The sequence below is a fragment of the Pedobacter sp. Hv1 genome, assembly GCF_001412215.1.
GTDB lineage: Bacteria > Bacteroidota > Bacteroidia > Sphingobacteriales > Sphingobacteriaceae > Pedobacter.
The window spans coordinates 445,803-461,920 of sequence record NZ_LLWP01000005.1; the positions used below are offsets into that span (position 1 = coordinate 445,803).

General features: G+C 36.7%; 15 protein-coding genes. 3 read left to right on the forward strand and 12 right to left on the reverse strand.

Annotation, left to right across the window (positions count from 1 at the left end):
* Positions 1 to 27 precede the first annotated feature (27 nt).
* Positions 28 to 1,116 carry an ABC transporter permease gene (locus AQF98_RS13540; protein ID WP_055132481.1) on the reverse strand — a complete coding sequence of 363 codons (1,089 nt, stop codon included), beginning with the start codon at positions 1,114 to 1,116 and terminating at the stop codon, positions 28 to 30.
* 148 nt (positions 1,117 to 1,264) lie between these two features.
* Between AQF98_RS13540 and ruvC the strand changes: the two genes are divergently transcribed.
* The gene (ruvC, locus tag AQF98_RS13545; protein ID WP_055132567.1) at positions 1,265 to 1,828 is read left to right on the forward strand and encodes a crossover junction endodeoxyribonuclease RuvC; all 564 of its coding nucleotides are present in this window, start codon (positions 1,265 to 1,267) and stop codon (positions 1,826 to 1,828) included.
* 37 nt (positions 1,829 to 1,865) lie between these two features.
* Here the strand turns inward: ruvC and AQF98_RS13550 are convergent, their stop codons facing one another.
* The 11 genes from AQF98_RS13550 to AQF98_RS13600 all read right to left on the reverse strand — a co-directional run bounded on the left by AQF98_RS13550 (position 1,866) and on the right by AQF98_RS13600 (position 11,018).
* Entirely contained in the window at positions 1,866 to 2,702 is an 837-nt protein-coding gene (locus tag AQF98_RS13550) for a DUF4349 domain-containing protein (RefSeq protein ID WP_055132482.1), read from the reverse strand.
* Positions 2,703 to 2,846: 144 nt separating this feature from the next.
* On the reverse strand, positions 2,847 to 3,062 hold the full coding sequence (locus AQF98_RS13555) for a hypothetical protein (protein ID WP_055132483.1): 216 nt from the start codon (positions 3,060 to 3,062) through the stop codon (positions 2,847 to 2,849).
* Between the two features lie 62 nt (positions 3,063 to 3,124).
* The gene (locus AQF98_RS13560) at positions 3,125 to 3,898 is read right to left on the reverse strand and encodes a 5'-nucleotidase, lipoprotein e(P4) family (RefSeq protein ID WP_055132484.1); all 774 of its coding nucleotides are present in this window, start codon (positions 3,896 to 3,898) and stop codon (positions 3,125 to 3,127) included.
* 326 nt (positions 3,899 to 4,224) lie between these two features.
* A complete protein-coding gene (gene atpG / locus AQF98_RS13565) occupies positions 4,225 to 5,106 on the reverse strand; it encodes an ATP synthase F1 subunit gamma (RefSeq protein WP_055132485.1) in 882 nt (293 codons plus the stop codon).
* 79 nt (positions 5,107 to 5,185) lie between these two features.
* Positions 5,186 to 6,760: a F0F1 ATP synthase subunit alpha gene (atpA, locus tag AQF98_RS13570; RefSeq protein WP_055132486.1), complete on the reverse strand. Its 1,575-nt coding sequence runs from the start codon at positions 6,758 to 6,760 to the stop codon at positions 5,186 to 5,188.
* Positions 6,761 to 6,841: 81 nt separating this feature from the next.
* On the reverse strand, positions 6,842 to 7,387 hold the full coding sequence (atpH, locus tag AQF98_RS13575; RefSeq protein ID WP_055132487.1) for an ATP synthase F1 subunit delta: 546 nt from the start codon (positions 7,385 to 7,387) through the stop codon (positions 6,842 to 6,844).
* A gap of 90 nt (positions 7,388 to 7,477) precedes the next feature.
* A complete protein-coding gene (gene atpF / locus AQF98_RS13580; protein WP_055132488.1) occupies positions 7,478 to 7,972 on the reverse strand; it encodes a F0F1 ATP synthase subunit B in 495 nt (164 codons plus the stop codon).
* An 86-nt stretch (positions 7,973 to 8,058) separates the two neighbouring features.
* The gene (gene atpE, locus AQF98_RS13585) at positions 8,059 to 8,259 is read right to left on the reverse strand and encodes an ATP synthase F0 subunit C (protein WP_055132568.1); all 201 of its coding nucleotides are present in this window, start codon (positions 8,257 to 8,259) and stop codon (positions 8,059 to 8,061) included.
* 39 nt (positions 8,260 to 8,298) lie between these two features.
* Positions 8,299 to 9,432, reverse strand: a complete 1,134-nt coding sequence (gene atpB / locus AQF98_RS13590; protein ID WP_055132489.1) for a F0F1 ATP synthase subunit A — start codon at positions 9,430 to 9,432, stop codon at positions 8,299 to 8,301.
* Positions 9,433 to 9,449: 17 nt separating this feature from the next.
* Positions 9,450 to 9,836 carry a hypothetical protein gene (locus tag AQF98_RS13595; RefSeq protein ID WP_055132490.1) on the reverse strand — a complete coding sequence of 129 codons (387 nt, stop codon included), beginning with the start codon at positions 9,834 to 9,836 and terminating at the stop codon, positions 9,450 to 9,452.
* An 879-nt stretch (positions 9,837 to 10,715) separates the two neighbouring features.
* Complete coding sequence (locus AQF98_RS13600) at positions 10,716 to 11,018, reverse strand: AtpZ/AtpI family protein (protein ID WP_235524231.1); 303 nt, start codon at positions 11,016 to 11,018, stop codon at positions 10,716 to 10,718.
* 38 nt (positions 11,019 to 11,056) lie between these two features.
* On the opposite strand from AQF98_RS13600, the gene AQF98_RS13605 reads away from it, so the two are divergent.
* The gene (locus AQF98_RS13605) at positions 11,057 to 13,873 is read left to right on the forward strand and encodes a hypothetical protein (protein ID WP_055132491.1); all 2,817 of its coding nucleotides are present in this window, start codon (positions 11,057 to 11,059) and stop codon (positions 13,871 to 13,873) included.
* Between the two features lie 6 nt (positions 13,874 to 13,879).
* Positions 13,880 to 16,108: a transglycosylase domain-containing protein gene (locus AQF98_RS13610; RefSeq protein WP_055132492.1), complete on the forward strand. Its 2,229-nt coding sequence runs from the start codon at positions 13,880 to 13,882 to the stop codon at positions 16,106 to 16,108.
* The last annotated feature ends 10 nt before the right edge of the window (positions 16,109 to 16,118 follow it).

A 16,118-nucleotide genomic window follows, 5' to 3' on the forward strand; every position in this document is an offset into this window, starting at 1 on the left:
CCGTAAGGAACGGGGGTTTTTGTTTAATTAAACACTTACATTTTGACCTTTAACATCAAAGGCATCGCGTAGGCCAATGGCTAATAGGTTAAAGGCATATACCGTAAGCATAATGGCCAAACCTGGTAAAACAGCTAGATAAGCTGCATCCATAATAATGTAGCCATAATGTTCTTTGATCATGCTACCCCAGCTTGGCATTGGGGGTTGGGCACCAAAACCTAAAAAGCTCAGGCCAGTTTCTAATAAGATAGCTGAGGCAAAATTGGCTGAGGCCACCACTAATATGGGGCCAGCAATATTGGGCAAAATATGTTTGGCTATTGTTCTACTGGTAGAAAAACCCAATGCTTTTGATGCTTCTACAAATTCTACTTCTTTTAAGGCCATTACTTGTCCACGAACCAAACGGGCTACATCAACCCATGTAGAAAGACCTACTGCAATAAAAATCTGCCAAAAGCCCTTACCTAATGCAAAAGAAATGGCAATGACCAAAAGCAGCGAGGGTAATGACCAGATCACATTCATGAACCAACTGATTCCTGCATCGGTTTTACCACCAAAATAGCCTGCTACAGCACCTAAGCTAACGCCAATAAAAAGAGAGATCAACACAGCCATTAAGCCCACTGAGAGCGAGACCCGAATACCCAACACCAGTCTACTCAAAAGGTCGCGACCATAGATATCGGTTCCTAAATAAAAGGTTTGTGTGTATCTATTCTCGCCAGAAACCAATGGGTAAACTTCCTCTTCGGCTTGCTCATCGTCTCCGATATATTCTCTGGCATATACTTTACCATCTTGCTTGCGGTAAGAAGTTATTGGAACACTTTTAAAGTTTACCTCTTGCCCATTGAGCATTTTTTCGAAAAAGTTAACTTGTTTAATGTTATCATTTCTACTAATGATCAGGAACTCGAATGATCTTCCAGGTTTTTTATTGCTCAATTGCAGATGCATGGTATTGGCAAAAGGAGTTTGATCTGGAATAATTAGATAACCTAAAATACCCACTAACATTAACAACAGAATAAATACAAGACCACCAAACGCAAGCTTATTGCGCTTAAATCTATTCCATATTTTTTTTGAAGGGCTGTTGTTATTCATTATTGACGCTTTAACCACTTGGTTTTACTTACCTTACATGGTTAAGTACGGAACGTAAAACTAACAATTGTTTTCTTTTAAAGAAACTAAAAAATTAATCGCTCTATTTTTAGTTTCAGTATCTGCAAATATGCTTAATATTGTGTTAATGTTGGTTGAAAAAAAGGAACGGGTTATTATGGGTATCGACCCAGGTACGGCCATTATGGGGTACGGCGTTATATTGGAAAAAGGCAGTAAAATTGAGCTGGTTAATATGGGTATTGTACGTATGGACCACTTAGATGATCACTTTCTTAAGCTACAGCGTATTTTCGAGAAAACAATTGCTTTAATAGACGAATATCAACCAGATGTTTTAGCTATTGAAGCTCCTTTTTACGGAAAAAACATTCAGGTAATGCTAAAATTGGGCAGGGCGCAAGGTATAGCCATGGCTGCAGCTTTGTCTAGAAACATTTCGGTAACTGAATATGCTCCGCGAAAAATTAAACAATCTATTACTGGTAAAGGAACGGCTAGTAAAGAACAAGTGGCAGCCATGTTGCAAAGACTATTAAACTTTAAAGAAACACCAGAGTTTTTAGATGCAACTGATGGTTTGGCAGTAGCTGTTTGCCACTCTTTTCAAAGAATAAATACAGTAGGTACTGGTAAATCCTATTCTGGATGGGATGCTTTTGTAAAAGACAATAAAAAGCGGGTAAAATAAATCGCCATTCCATGCTAGGTTGAAATGGCGATTTGAATTATTTTTTATTACGAATGTAATACTTGATTCCAAAGAATAGTACAACAGCCAAAACAACCAACATCCACATTTTGGAAATAGCTAAGATCAATTCTTTAAATATTGTCCATCCATCAACAATGTTTAAACCCAAACGTTGGAAAAATCCTGGGCGGTAATCGTATAAGTTATCATTGCCAACCACAAAGGTATTTACCGTACGGTCTTGATAAAAATTAAGTGTAATGGTGCTAAATTTAACCTTGTCATCAATGTTTAGGTTTTCAATTTTCTTATCTACATAATCGTCTTTGATGTATAAAGAGCTTTCTACATTTGCGCTTTTTTTGGTCGATACCTTGTTGATCTGTTTAACAGCGTCTACCCTATTCTGAGCTTTTAATTGATTGGCTAGATAAGCAATACTCTGATCGTCCATTTTCATTGCCTGGTGATCTACAAACACAGCCATTCGGGCAACCGTATTGGTAAAGTCATCTAGTTTTTCGGAAGGGATTTTAGCAATCAGCAATCCTTCTTTCTGATAAGAAGTAATCTCTTTCAAAGAGTCGACACTGTATTTTACTTTATCACTTTCCTGAACTGAACTTTGGATAGAAAATTCAACAACTGTTCCACCCTGTGCTTTAATGGTTGCGCTTAACTGTTCTTTGGTTCGTTGAACATCTTTAACCCTAAACCGCATGTCGGCAGTTTTAATAATTTTTGTAGGGAGATCTTCTTTAGCAGTACTATCGGCCATGATGGCCTCGCTGGTAGCAGCGTATTCCTTTTTTTCCTGACTACAGCCAAAAACCACGAGGGCTAGGACTATACAAACTACATATTTTTTCATAGGTTATTGGATTAGGTTTTATTGCTTAATGCAAATAACCCTTGTAAGTAACCTTCGATTTTCAAACAGTAACAGAAATGCTACAAAATAAAAAATCCACATCGATTCATAACCAATGTGGATTTATCTATAAAATGTTTTAAATTATTTTGCGTTCAAGATTTTGAAAACTGCTTTGCAACAGATAATTGAGCCAATTAATAAGATTACCCATGATACGATTGAAAGTGTAGTTGAATCGAAAGCGAAACGTGCAAAAACACCAACCATACTTACTACAACACCAACTAAGATTAACATATAAATAGACGGCTGATTAGCAGTTTCCATGCTCTGTTCTCTTTCTTCTGTTTGACCCATGATTTTTTCTTTTAAATTGTATGCTGCAAAAATAATATTTATTAGCTAAATACTACAACAAATTAATAACTTTTCAGTTTATCAAATCTTTGTTTTCCTTTATCTGCTTCATTTAGCTTATCGCCTTTATACAAAAGCTTCTCCCAATCGCCATACATTGGGTTTGGCAACACAATAAACTTCGTTCCGAATAGGTTTTGGGCTAAGTTAACTTGCTCCTTTGTATCTTTCCCTTCTCTGTAAAAAACATTAGAGAAATCGCTAAGGTTATCTCCGCACAGTAACAACACATTGTACTTTTCCAAAATCTTTTGTCTACGAGCTTCCTTATCAGATGTTGTTGTTTTAAGCAATAGGTGTGCTTCGTCTGCATTTGGGAAACCAAATTTTTGCAGGTTCTTTAAAGTACCGTCATGGTCTGCAGCTTCTCTATTGGTTACATAAAAAGTTTCTACATTTTTACTGGCTGCAAATTTTAAAAAGGCCAATGCTCCTGGAACGGTGTCTGCTTGTGCCAAGGCTGTCCATTGTGTCCAATCTGCAGGCACAAAGCTCACGCCTGCCTTCACTTCATGCCCTTGAAAGGCAGAATTATCCAAAATGGTTTCATCGGCATCTACAATCACACAATTAGGTTTTCCGTTGGCTTGTTCCCAAAGGGCTTCTTTTAATGACAAACGGGCAAAGTTATAGGCCTGAAAAGACAGCGCTCTATACTCACCACTATATTGCTGCCATAAAACAGCATTGGTATAATCTCTTGTTGGTGTTAACGCCTGCGCAAAAGATAAAGCAGGTACAAGGCCCAATAGCCAAAAAAACAAGTATTTTCTCATTATTTCAATTTTATAGGGGTTAGATATTAATCATTCAAAAAGGTACTTCTCCCTGACTTTGAGAGCAGGAATGTTTCTGCATCAGGATAGGCTTGTGTAAAGGTAATAGGAATCTTTATTTTTCTTATTCCATTTAAACTCTACTGCTAAAAGTTTATTGTTCAATCCAACAAAAACATAATCGTTATGGATTACAATCCAAAATAATCATAATAATTATGGATTCAGAAAATCGATCTCAACAAAAAACCCCTATCAATTACGATAAGGGTTTTTCTATTTTTTTGAATCAGCTCAATGAACAACTGAACTAATGAACAATAAAATTATCCGTTCAATGCAGCAGCACCACTTACAATCTCTGTCAACTCTGTGGTAATTGCAGCTTGACGAGCTTGATTGTATGCTAATTTTAATGCTTTTAATAAATCTCCAGCATTTTCTGTTGCTTTATCCATTGAAGTCATACGAGCACCATGTTCAGATGCATGCGAATCTAATACCGCCTTGTACAACTGAATTTTAATTGATTTTGGAATCAATTGGGTTACAATTTCTTCTTGGTTTGGCTCTAAAATATAATCTACGTTCGATGCTTTTACATCAACTACTGCTTCTGCTTTAGGCAAAGGCAATAATTGTTCGGTAGTTAAGATCTGTACTGCAGCATTTTTAAAGCGGTTGTAAACTAACTCAACTTTATCAAACTCACCTTTTTCAAAGCCAGCCATAATCGCATCAGTAATGGTAGTTACGTTTTCGAAAGTTAAAGCCGAATACACTTCATTGTTGTTACCAATCACATTATAATTACGTTTTTCGTAAAAATCTTGCGCTTTTTTACCAATGGCTACAATGCTTACATTACCTTTTTTAAGTTGTTCACTATATTTTTCGGCAATGAGGTTATTCGCAGTTTTAATCACGTTCATGTTAAAGGCACCAGCCAAACCACGGTTTGATGACACCACTACCACCAATACTTTATTAGGTTCACGCTCCTGAATAAAAGGAGATGAAGCGCCTTCTAAGCTTGCAGAAAGATTTCCTAAAATCTCTTTCAACTTGGTAGCATACGGACGTAACTGTACAATAGCATTGGTAGCACGTTTCAACTTCGCAGCCGAAACCATTTTCATGGCTTTGGTAATCTGCTGGGTAGATTGTACCGATGATATACGAATTCTTACTTCTTTTAAATTAGCCATTCTTTATTGGGTTGCGGGTTACAGGTTCTGCGTTGCAGGCTTTAAACCTATAACACATAACTCGTAACCCATAACTACTCTAATATTTACTTGAAATCTCTTTTGCAACTGTTTCTAAAACACCAGTAATCTCATCATCTAACTTACCAGCTTTTAAAGCTTTTAAAGTATCTGGGTGACGTAATTCTAACGATTGTAGATATTCTGCTTCAAATTCTTTCACTTTATTTACAGGAACCGAACGCATTAAGTTCTTAGTACCGATATAAATGATCGCTACTTGTTTCTCAACAGTCATTGGAGAGAACTGACCTTGTTTCAAGATCTCCACGTTACGTGCACCTTTATCTAATACAGATTTTGTAGCTGCATCTAAATCAGAACCGAATTTAGAGAAAGCCTCTAACTCACGGTATTGAGCTTGATCTAATTTTAAAGTACCTGCTACTTTTTTCATTGATTTGATCTGCGCATTACCACCTACACGTGATACCGAGATACCTACGTTAATTGCCGGACGGATACCAGAGTTGAACAAGTTCGACTCTAGGAAGATCTGACCATCAGTAATTGAAATTACGTTGGTTGGAATATATGCAGAAACGTCTCCAGCTTGTGTTTCGATAATTGGCAAAGCCGTTAACGAACCACCACCTTTAACAATACCTTTTAATGATTCAGGTAGATCGTTCATTGCTTTTGCAATCTCATCGTTAGAGTTGATTTTTGCAGCACGCTCTAATAAACGACTGTGTAGATAAAACACGTCACCTGGATAAGCCTCACGACCTGGTGGACGACGTAATAACAACGATACCTCACGGTAAGCTACAGCTTGTTTAGACAAATCATCATAAACAATTAATGCTGGGCGACCAGTATCGCGGAAAAACTCACCAATTGCAGCACCAGCAAATGGAGCATAAAACTGCAATGGAGCAGGTTCAGCAGCAGATGCGGCAACAACAACTGTATAAGCCATTGCACCGTTTTCTTCTAAAGTACGTACAACGTTAGCTACAGTACTTGCTTTTTGACCACAAGCAACGTAGATACAGAATACAGGATTTCCTGCTTCGTAAAATTCTTTTTGATTGATAATGGTATCGATACAAACGGCAGTTTTACCAATCTGACGATCGCCAATAACCAACTCACGTTGACCACGACCAATTGGAATCATACCATCGATAGCTTTGATACCTGTTTGTAAAGGCTCAGTAACTGGCTGACGGTAGATTACCCCTGGTGCTTTACGCTCCAATGGCATTTCGTAAGTCTGTCCTAAGATTGGTCCTTTACCATCGATAGGCTCGCCAAGTGTGTTTACAACACGACCTAACATACCTTCACCAACTTTAATAGAGGCAATTTTTTTAGTACGTTTAATTGTATCACCTTCTTTGATCTCGTCTGATGGGCCTAACAATACCACACCTACGTTATCTTCTTCAAGGTTTAATACGATACCTTGCAAGCCGTTAGCAAACTCAACTAACTCGCCACTTTGAACTTTAGTTAAGCCGTAAACACGAGCAATACCATCACCCACTTGTAAAACGGTACCAACTTCTTCCAGTTCAGCTTCTGATTTAAAGCCTGACAATTGTTGTCTGATAATTGCCGAAACTTCGTCTGGTCTTACCTCTACCATAATTTTATTTTTGATTTCTTTTTGAAAATGTAAATCTTGTACTCTTTTTATTTTTATTCCCGATTTCGCATCGGGACGATATTAAGCTATGCCTTGTGCAAATTCTTTTTTAAGTTTACTTAAACCACTTGCAATACTTGCATCAAATTGTTTATCACCAACCTTTAATACAAAACCACCAATTAGTTTTTCGTCAACTTTTTCTTTAACAATCACTTCTTTAGCACCTAATTCTTTTTTAACTAGCGCTACAATTTCTGCTTTGCTTGCCTCAGTTAATGCAATTGCAGAAGTTACCTCAGCAGTTACAATACCTTTAATAGCTTGGTACTGGTTGATAAATTGTTTTGACGTTTCAAATAAAATTCCAGCTCTGCCCTTGTTCACTACCAGTTTCAAAAAGCTTTGGGTAATTTTATGAATCTTGCTTCCAAAAACATCATTCAAAATCCCTAGTTTCTTATCTAAAGGCACAATTGGGTTTTTCAATATTGCTTCTAATTCGCTGTTGTTATCTACAACTTCCTCAAATAACACCATGTCATTTCTCATATCCTCCAAAGCGTTCTGCTCTGTAGAAAGGTCGATTAATGATTTTGCGTATCTGGCTGCTGCTTTACTTGACATATATTTGAGTTCTAAGTTGTAAGTTATAAGTTATAAGTTGCTGATTAATCAAGAACTAAAACTTAAAACTTAAAACGTAATACTTATAACTTAATTTAATTCAACATCTTTTAACAGGTTGTTTACCAAATCCTGTTGTTTTGCTTTATCATCTAACTGGCTACGTAAAACACGCTCAGCAATATCTAATGACAAGGCAGATACTTGGCCTTTTAATTCTGCTAAAGCAGCTTTTTTCTGATTTTCGATCTCAATACGAGCTTTTTCAATCAATTTAGCGCCTTCAGTATGTGCTGAAGTTTTAGCCTCATTAACGATATTGTCTTTCAGCATTTTCGCTTCTTTCAAAATTTCGTCACGATCAGCACGGGCTTGTTTCATTAACTCTTCATTTTGTGAAGTTAAACGAGCCATTTCTTGTTTGGCCAATTCTGCTTTGTTTAAAGCATCATCAATAGATTGTTCACGTTCTTTGATCGCAGCTAATACTGGTTTCCAGGCAAACTTGCCTAAAAGAAACATCAATAATAAAAATGCTATTGTTTGAAATACAACTAAACCAACTTCAGGTATTAATAAATCCATCTCTGTATATATTATAATTTTTTTGTGTTCATTTCATTAATAAGTACCCTGCAAAACAATCTTTTGCAAGGCACTTATTTTGGTTATTACATTAATGCAACAACAACCGCGAATAACGCAACAGCCTCAACGAAGGCAGCAGCGATCAACATCGCAGTTTGAATTTTTGAGGCAGCTTCTGGCTGACGAGCAATACCGTCCATAGCAGAACCACCAATACGTCCGATACCTAGACCAGCGCCAATCGCAGCTAATCCTGCACCTACTGCAGCAATACTTCCTGTAATCATGATTTTATATATTAATTGTTTTAAAAAATATTATTATTAATGGTGTTCTTCTACTGCCATACCAATAAACAAGGCAGATAAAATGGTAAATATAAATGCTTGGATAAATGCTACCATCAATTCAATTCCGCCAATAAATATGGCAAAAGGAATAGAGGCTGCAGAAACCCAAATACTGTTGAATACAAATATTAAACAGATTAACGAAAGCACTAAGATGTGACCTGCGGTGATGTTTGCAAACAAACGAATCATTAATGCAATTGGCTTAGTGAAAATACCAATTAACTCTAATGGCATTAAAAAGATCTTCATTGGCACTGGTACACCTGGCATCCAGAAAATGTGTTTCCAGTAATGTTTGTTACCATTAAATACGGTGATACCGAATGTAATGATTGCCAATACCATCGTTACCGCAATATTTCCTGTTAAGTTAGCTCCACCAGGTAAGAAAGGAACCAAACCCAACATGTTGTTAAACCAGATGAAAAAGAAAACAGTTAACAAATAAGGCATGAAACGCTCGTGTTTATGGCCTAAATTTGGTTTAGCAATATCATCACGAACAAATAAAATAATTGGCTCTAACCACGACTGTAAACCTTTTGGAGATTTACCTTGACGTTTTTTGTAGCTATTGGCCACGCTGATAAATACAACTAGCAATAAAACTACCGATATCAATAAGGTACATGTATTTTTAGTTAACGAAAAATCTAACGGACGTTCGTTCTTTGCATGGTGTTTCTCATCTAAATCAACAAACTGTCCGTGCTCATTGGCAACAGCAGAAGCTAAATAGATTTTTTCATGCATTTTTACAAAACGCTTTCCGCCTTTCTCTACAACAACTTTAGCATCATCATCATGCTTAAAATCGCTACTGTTAAAGGTTACCAATTTACCTTCAGCATACAAAATAACAGGCAAACCAATATAGGTCTCGCCAATTACATGCCAGCTATGCGAATCAGCAATGTGATGCAAAGCAAATTTGCCGATCTCAAACTTTTTCTTTTCAGTTGTTTCGGCATGCGTTTCGCTCGCTTTATGTGTGCTATCAACTTGTGCTTTTACACCAAGCGAAACCAACAAAAACGCCGAAAAAAGCGTAAAAACAACAATTAACCTCTTAAACTTAAACTCAAAAACGTGGCTACAATCCATTTACTCGCAGATTTTTACTATTTATTTTGGTGGCGCAAGTTACGTAACAAACCGTATATTTCAAAGAAGGTGAACAATAAATATAAAGAAAAAAAATTGAACACAAAAACAAGGTCCTTTCCTTTATGGTTTAAGCTGTAAATCAACACAAAAGCCATAGAAAAAAGCATCTTTACCGCAATAGACCCCATTATGGCTAAAACACCTGTTTCTGGGTTGCGTTTGATGCCAATAAATGCCAATAGATAAGCTACAAAAGTTAGCCCCCCTAAAAACCCAAAAATTAACCAAAATTTATTGGCTAACAGTTTTACATCTGGAAAAATAATTGGCAACGCAATAGCAATACCTGCTAAAACTCCAGTATATATGAAGTAGTATAAAATAAAACGTGGAATACTCAAAACTTTAATTTTTCTGCAAAGGTAACTTATTATGCTGAAAGCATAAAGCTTAAAGCATAAGACTGAAAGAACAAGGAAACAGCCGAAAGCATTCTAATTAAATAAGAAAGCTATAAAAGATGTTATTAGGATACAAGAGCCATTTAATAATAACCTCATAGCGATCACATCTCTATAAAAAACAAGCTGTGGATAGGATATGTCTGCTAAGAGTTCAGAAAAGCAAGTTTTTTTGCTCTTTTTAAGGCTATCCGGGCTTTACATTCCAATCTTTTTGTGCTTCGATACTTCGGTAAACTAAGCTGAGCATACAAAAAGGATTTCCATTTCAATCCCGTTTAGTATACGCAGGCCTATACTACTATTTAGAGCTGTTTTTGCCAAGAACCTGTGGCTTTGTTATATAAACCTGATTGGAATGGATGCCGATTTTTCTTCGGCAGGAGTGCAAAGCAGGACTGTACCTGACCGAAGAAGTACTAACCATGTTTTTCTAAGATTTCTATAAATATGATTGGTGCTTTGTGAGGTTTTATGAAAGCAGGTTGCTACGTGCTTTTTAACATTAGCCGGGCTTTACATTCCAATCTTTTTGTACTTCGGTAAACTCGGTATAAACTAAACTCAGCATACAAAAAGGATTTCCATTTCAATCCCGTTTAATGAACGCAGGTTGGTACAACTATTTAAGGTTGTAACCTTGTCTAGAGCCACTACCTTTGCTAGATAAACCTGAAACGACAGCCCCGAGGAACGAGGGCTACAGTGTAAAGCGGGGCTAGCGCTAAATAGATCTACTGGCCCTGCTTTTCTAAAATTTTTATGGCTAAATTGAATCTAGATACCTTGTTCCAATTGAAGATTGAACAAGTTTTTATTCTATTTGTCCTTTTTTGTTAAGGAGCGTACCACCTGAAATAGAGAAACGACAACCCCCAACAGCCCTAGCAATGCTGTAAAGATAGGTTTTTGGCTTTTTCTATGCTCATCAATTTGATGACCAATAAACGCAAACACACCAATAGTGGCTAGCATCTGAAATGCAATTCCAGTATATTTAGCAAAATTAGTAGCCTGTTTTGTATTTTGTTGCTCTTCAGGATCTGTCATAAAAATAATTAAAATAAAAATATAGCTTAAATATTGAGAATTTATTGCCGAATAAAATATTTTTGCATACATTTTGTTATATTGTAAGATAAATACACAACCCTATATTCTTGAACAACTACGCAAAACTCAGCCTAAAAATTATATTTACTTGCCTAAGCATAGCCTTATTTAACGGTTGTTCTTCGCAAAAAAATACTGCCACAAATAGAGGCTTACAAAACCTATCCGCTCGTTATAACTACATTTACAACTCAAATGTTTTATTGGCCAATTATCAAGATGAGCTCTCTCAAAGCAATAAAGATAATTACGACAACTTTTTAGCCGTATACATTGCTCCTGCAACTATAGATTATATCGGAACTGGATCTGCCGTTGGCAATTCTAAAGAGCTTGATGACATTACCGCAAAGGCTCAAACCATTGTAAGTGAAAAAGCATTGAGCAATTATATTGACGAGGCCTATATTTTATTGGGTAAAACTAATTTTTATAAGGGCAGCTATTTTAATGCTGTAGAATATTTTGACTATACCGCCAAAACCTATAAAAAGAATAAAAAGATTTTATTAACCTCACTTAACTGGAAAGCCAGAAGTTTAATGCAGCTGAACAATTATGAAGCCGCCACTAAAATTTTGGATTCGGTTAAGGTATTGTTAGATTCAGTAAAGAGTGAAAAGGCAGAGCCATTGGCAACATTGGCCCAAATGAGCATCTATAAATACAACTATAAGGAAGCCATTACTTATTTAGAAAAAGCAATCAAAGCAACAGGAAAGGTACAGAGCCGAACCAGGTGGCCTTATATTTTGGCGCAACTTTATGAGCACGAAAAGGATTACCTGCCAAGTTTGCGCAATTATACGAAAGTAGAAAATAGCAATGCTTCTTTCGAAATGTATTTTAATGCCAAATTGAGCAAAATCCGTATCAATGATTTTTTAAATGATAAAACCTCCAATAGGAAGGAGCTATTGCTTAAATTAATAAAAGATGATAAAAACTTCGACTATACTGACCAGATCTATTATGAAGTAGCCCAAGATTACTATGCTGATCAGGAATATAAAAAAGCCGTGGAGTATTATAAACTTTCAGCTCGAAAAAGCACCATCAACCAAAACCAAAAAGGGTTATCTTATTTAAAGATTGCAGACCTCAACTTTAAAGACCTGAAAGATTATGTAAATGCAAAACTTTATTATGATAGCGCAGTAACTACCCTGCCTAAAAACTATCCTAATTATGAGGCTATTGTTAAAAAAGCTCAAAATCTAGAATATCTAACACAGAGATATCAACTTATTGCTGCGCAAGATACACTCCAATTGATTGCCAGAATGTCTGAACAAGACCGAGAAAAGAAACTGGATGTGATGTTCGAACCCAAAAAAGAGATGGCAACAACAGTTGCTATTGCCGACAATGGAAAAGTAATCAGATCTGATGTTAATGGCAGCAATACCAGAAATCAAAACAATACCTTTTATTTTAACAACATTACTGCAATTAGCAAGGGCTTTACCGATTTTAAGAAAAGATGGGGCAACAGAAGTTTGGAAGACAACTGGAGACAGAGTGTTAAATCTTCTTCTCAAATTAACCAGCAAAATTTAACTGCAGCTATAGGCACCAATGGAACTACCAGCAGCAATACACAAAATACAGGAGCCACAGATAAAGTTACCTTAATTAAAGACTATAAAGCCTTACTTCCGCTTACACCAGAATTGATGCGCAAATCTGATGAGCTGATTATTGAGGCCTATTTTGAAATAGCAGGTTTTTACCAACAAGTATTAGAAGACCAAGCAGAGGCCGTTAAAATTTATGAGCTCTTGTTGGCTAGGTATCCTCAGAACAAACATTTAGAGGTGATCTATTATAGTTTATATCTAGGCTATAAAAATGTAGACCAAGCGAAGGCTGATCATTATAAAAACTTGGTATTAACTAAATACGCTAATTCTGTTTATGCTAAAACCATTTTAGACCCTAACTTCTCAACCAAGCAAAATGCATTAGATCTAGAAGTTAACAAGATTTACAATGCTGTTTTTAAAGATTATGAGAAAAAGGAATTCCCTACGGTAATTACAGCAGTTAATCAAACCAATCAACGCTTTCCTGGTAACGCCTTGCAAGCTCAATACGAATATTTAAAAGCAATAGCAATTGGCCGTACCCAAGCAGTAGATAGTTTATTGACCGCATTTAATGCCATACTTGCCCAATATCCAAATGACCAGTTGATCAGTCCATTGGTAAAAGACCATGTTGCTTATATCAATGCCAATTTGGCTACCTTTAAACCAAGAAAAATTGCATTGATAGATTTTGATTCAACTGAGCCTCCTTTTATGGCACAAGGCGAGCCAAAACCAATAGTTAAACCTGTAGAACAGCCAAAACCTAATGTGGTGCCACCAACCACAGTGGTAACACCACCTGCAGTTACTGCGCCAGTGGTTAATCCACCGGTACAAATTACCCCACCAGAAACAAAAGTTGAACCGAAAGTTGAGCCGAAAACTGATGCCCCAGTCAAACCTGTAGATAATTTTTTCAGCTTAGGAGAATCTAAAACCTATTATTACGTTATAGATGTAGCAGATGTGAGTGTAAGCTTAAGTTCGTCTCGTTTTGGAGTTGGGCAGTTCAATAGAGGAAACTATGCAGGCAACAACTTAAAGCACCAATTAACTGAGCTTACAGAAAATCAATTGATCTATGTGGGTAATTTTGGAAGTTTAGAAGAAGCAAAAGAATATTATGAAGGTATTACTTCGCAGTTATCAAAAATCATGAAAGTACCTGCCAATACCTACAGAGGTTTTTATATCAGTAAAGAAAACTTCGATAAGTTAAAAAATAAAGAAACTATAAATAGATATCTTGAGTTTTTCAAGAACAACTTTTAATATAAAATGAGTAAATCCTTAACCCCAGAAAGCATTAAGAAATATAACCATAGGCTTTGGAAGCTGTTGATTGGCGGAATGGTTGTATTTGCGCTTTTTATTGTTGCTATTGGTTATGGCCTATTTGGAGATATTCCTTCTTTTAGGGCAATTGAGCATCCTAAAAGCAATGAAGCCACAGAAATTATGTCTGAAGATGGCAAGGTGTTGGGCACTTATTTTGTAAAAAATCGTTCAAATGTCAACTATAGTCAGATTTCTCCAAACGTAGTTAATGCTTTAATTGCTACCGAGGATGTTCGTTTCCGTTCTCACTCTGGTATAGATTTCAAAAGAACATTTACCATCTTCTTTTATGCCATGATGGGCAAAAAACAAGGTGGAAGTACCATTACACAACAATTGGCGCTTAACTTATTTTCTGAAGAGGGCAGACAAAAAAACTATTTCAAAAGAATTATTCAGAAATTTCAGGAATGGGTAATTGCCGTTAAGCTAGAACGTAACTATACCAAAGAAGAAATTATTACCATGTACCTCAACACGGTCGATTTTGGTAACCAGGCTTATGGCATTAAATCGGCAGCAAGAGTTTATTTCAATACCACACCAGATAAATTAACGGTACCTCAGGCTGCTGTTCTGGTAGGTATCCAAAGAGGGATTACCCGTTACTCGCCTACTAAAAATCCAGATCGTGCACTGACCAGAAGAAATACGGTAATGGCTTTAATGGTGAAGGCAGATCTATTGACTGCCGAAGACTTTGATTCGGTTAAAGACAAACCACTAGGTTTACGTTTTACCCCAGCCACTACCAATGATGGCATTGCCCCTTATTTTAGGGCTGTTTTAAAAACAGAGGTTAAAAAAATATTGGAAGAAAGATCGATTACCAAAAATGGTACCCCTTACGATTTAGATAGAGATGGTTTAAAAATTACCACCACCATTAACTACGATATGCAAGTATATGCTGAAGAGGCTCAAAAAGAGTACATGAAAGTTCTTCAGCAACAGTTTAGTAACAGTTGGAAAGGTAGAAATCCTTTTAAGGGAAAAGATATCGAAATGGTGATTGATCAAGGGGTTAAACGTTCTGACCGCTATAAATCATTAAAGCTAGAAGGAAAATCTGACGAAGAGATCAACACTGATTTCAATACCCCTTCCCGATTGACCATTTTTACTTGGAAAGGCAATATCGATACGTTGATGAAACCTATTGATTCGGTAAAATATTACAAATTGCTATTGCGCAATGCGATGATGGCAATGGATCCTAAAACTGGATACATTAAAGCTTGGGTAGGTGGAATTAACTACGAGCATTTTAAATATGATCAAGTAAAGATGGGTACCCGCCAAGTGGGCTCAACAGCCAAACCATTTACTTATGCAGTTGCCATTGAAAATGGGATCTCACCTTGTTTATCGGTGCCAAATGTACCTGTAACCATTTCAACCCCGGGTAGCCCCGACTGGACCCCTCGTTCTTCTGGTACCCTATCTGGCAACATCACCTTGTTAAAGGCTCTGGCCAATTCTCAAAATTATATTGCGGCCTACCTTATGAATATAGTGGGTGCTGATGCGGTAGCTGTAGAAGCGAAGAAAATGGGTATCACAAGCGATGTACCTGCGGTACCATCTATCTGTTTAGGTTCTTTTGATGCCTCTGTATATGATATGGTGGGTGCTTATAGCGTATTTGCCAACAAGGGTACATGGACCCAACCCACTTATATCTTAAAAATTGAAGATAAAAATGGCATCGTACTTTACGATAGCAAACCGACCATTAAAGTGGTAATGAATGAAGAAATAGCCTATGTAATGACCAGAATGCTAAGAGGGGTAATTACTGGAGGTACTGGATGGAGATTAGCAGGCAAGTATGGTGTAACTGCACCAATAGGAGGAAAAACTGGAACTACACAAAACAATTCTGATGGTTGGTTTATGGGCATCAGCCCCGATTTGGTAACTGGCGTTTGGACTGGTTGTGAAGATCGAGCTTTCCACTTTACAAGTACCAGAGATGGTGAAGGTGCCAATTCTGCCCTGCCAATTTTTGCTGGTTTTATGAAAAGGATCTATGCCAATCCGGGACTTAAAGTAAGTAGGGCCGACTTTGAACCACCAAAAAATGGTGTCTCTATTGTTTACGATTGTAATAATTATGTAGAACCCGAGCAGACTACAACAGAACTCGACAAGAAATTAGGCTTCTAATTTTGCAAAT

Excerpts from the sequence above, each read along its gene's own strand:
- AQF98_RS13540 (WP_055132481.1), bottom strand. The coding sequence starts at position 1,116 with ATGAATAACAACAGCCCTTCAAAAAAAATATGGAATAGATTTAAGCGC.
- atpB (WP_055132489.1), bottom strand. The coding sequence starts at position 9,432 with ATGGATTGTAGCCACGTTTTTGAGTTTAAGTTTAAGAGGTTAATTGTT.
- atpA (WP_055132486.1), bottom strand. The coding sequence starts at position 6,760 with ATGGTAGAGGTAAGACCAGACGAAGTTTCGGCAATTATCAGACAACAA.
- ruvC (WP_055132567.1), top strand. The coding sequence starts at position 1,265 with ATGTTGGTTGAAAAAAAGGAACGGGTTATTATGGGTATCGACCCAGGT.
- atpH (WP_055132487.1), bottom strand. The coding sequence starts at position 7,387 with ATGTCAAGTAAAGCAGCAGCCAGATACGCAAAATCATTAATCGACCTT.
- atpG (WP_055132485.1), bottom strand. The coding sequence starts at position 5,106 with ATGGCTAATTTAAAAGAAGTAAGAATTCGTATATCATCGGTACAATCT.
- AQF98_RS13550 (WP_055132482.1), bottom strand. The coding sequence starts at position 2,702 with ATGAAAAAATATGTAGTTTGTATAGTCCTAGCCCTCGTGGTTTTTGGC.
- AQF98_RS13610 (WP_055132492.1), top strand. The coding sequence starts at position 13,880 with ATGAGTAAATCCTTAACCCCAGAAAGCATTAAGAAATATAACCATAGG.
- atpF (WP_055132488.1), bottom strand. The coding sequence starts at position 7,972 with ATGGATTTATTAATACCTGAAGTTGGTTTAGTTGTATTTCAAACAATA.
- AQF98_RS13555 (WP_055132483.1), bottom strand. The coding sequence starts at position 3,062 with ATGGGTCAAACAGAAGAAAGAGAACAGAGCATGGAAACTGCTAATCAG.
- AQF98_RS13600 (WP_235524231.1), bottom strand. The coding sequence starts at position 11,018 with ATGTATGCAAAAATATTTTATTCGGCAATAAATTCTCAATATTTAAGC.
- AQF98_RS13560 (WP_055132484.1), bottom strand. The coding sequence starts at position 3,898 with ATGAGAAAATACTTGTTTTTTTGGCTATTGGGCCTTGTACCTGCTTTA.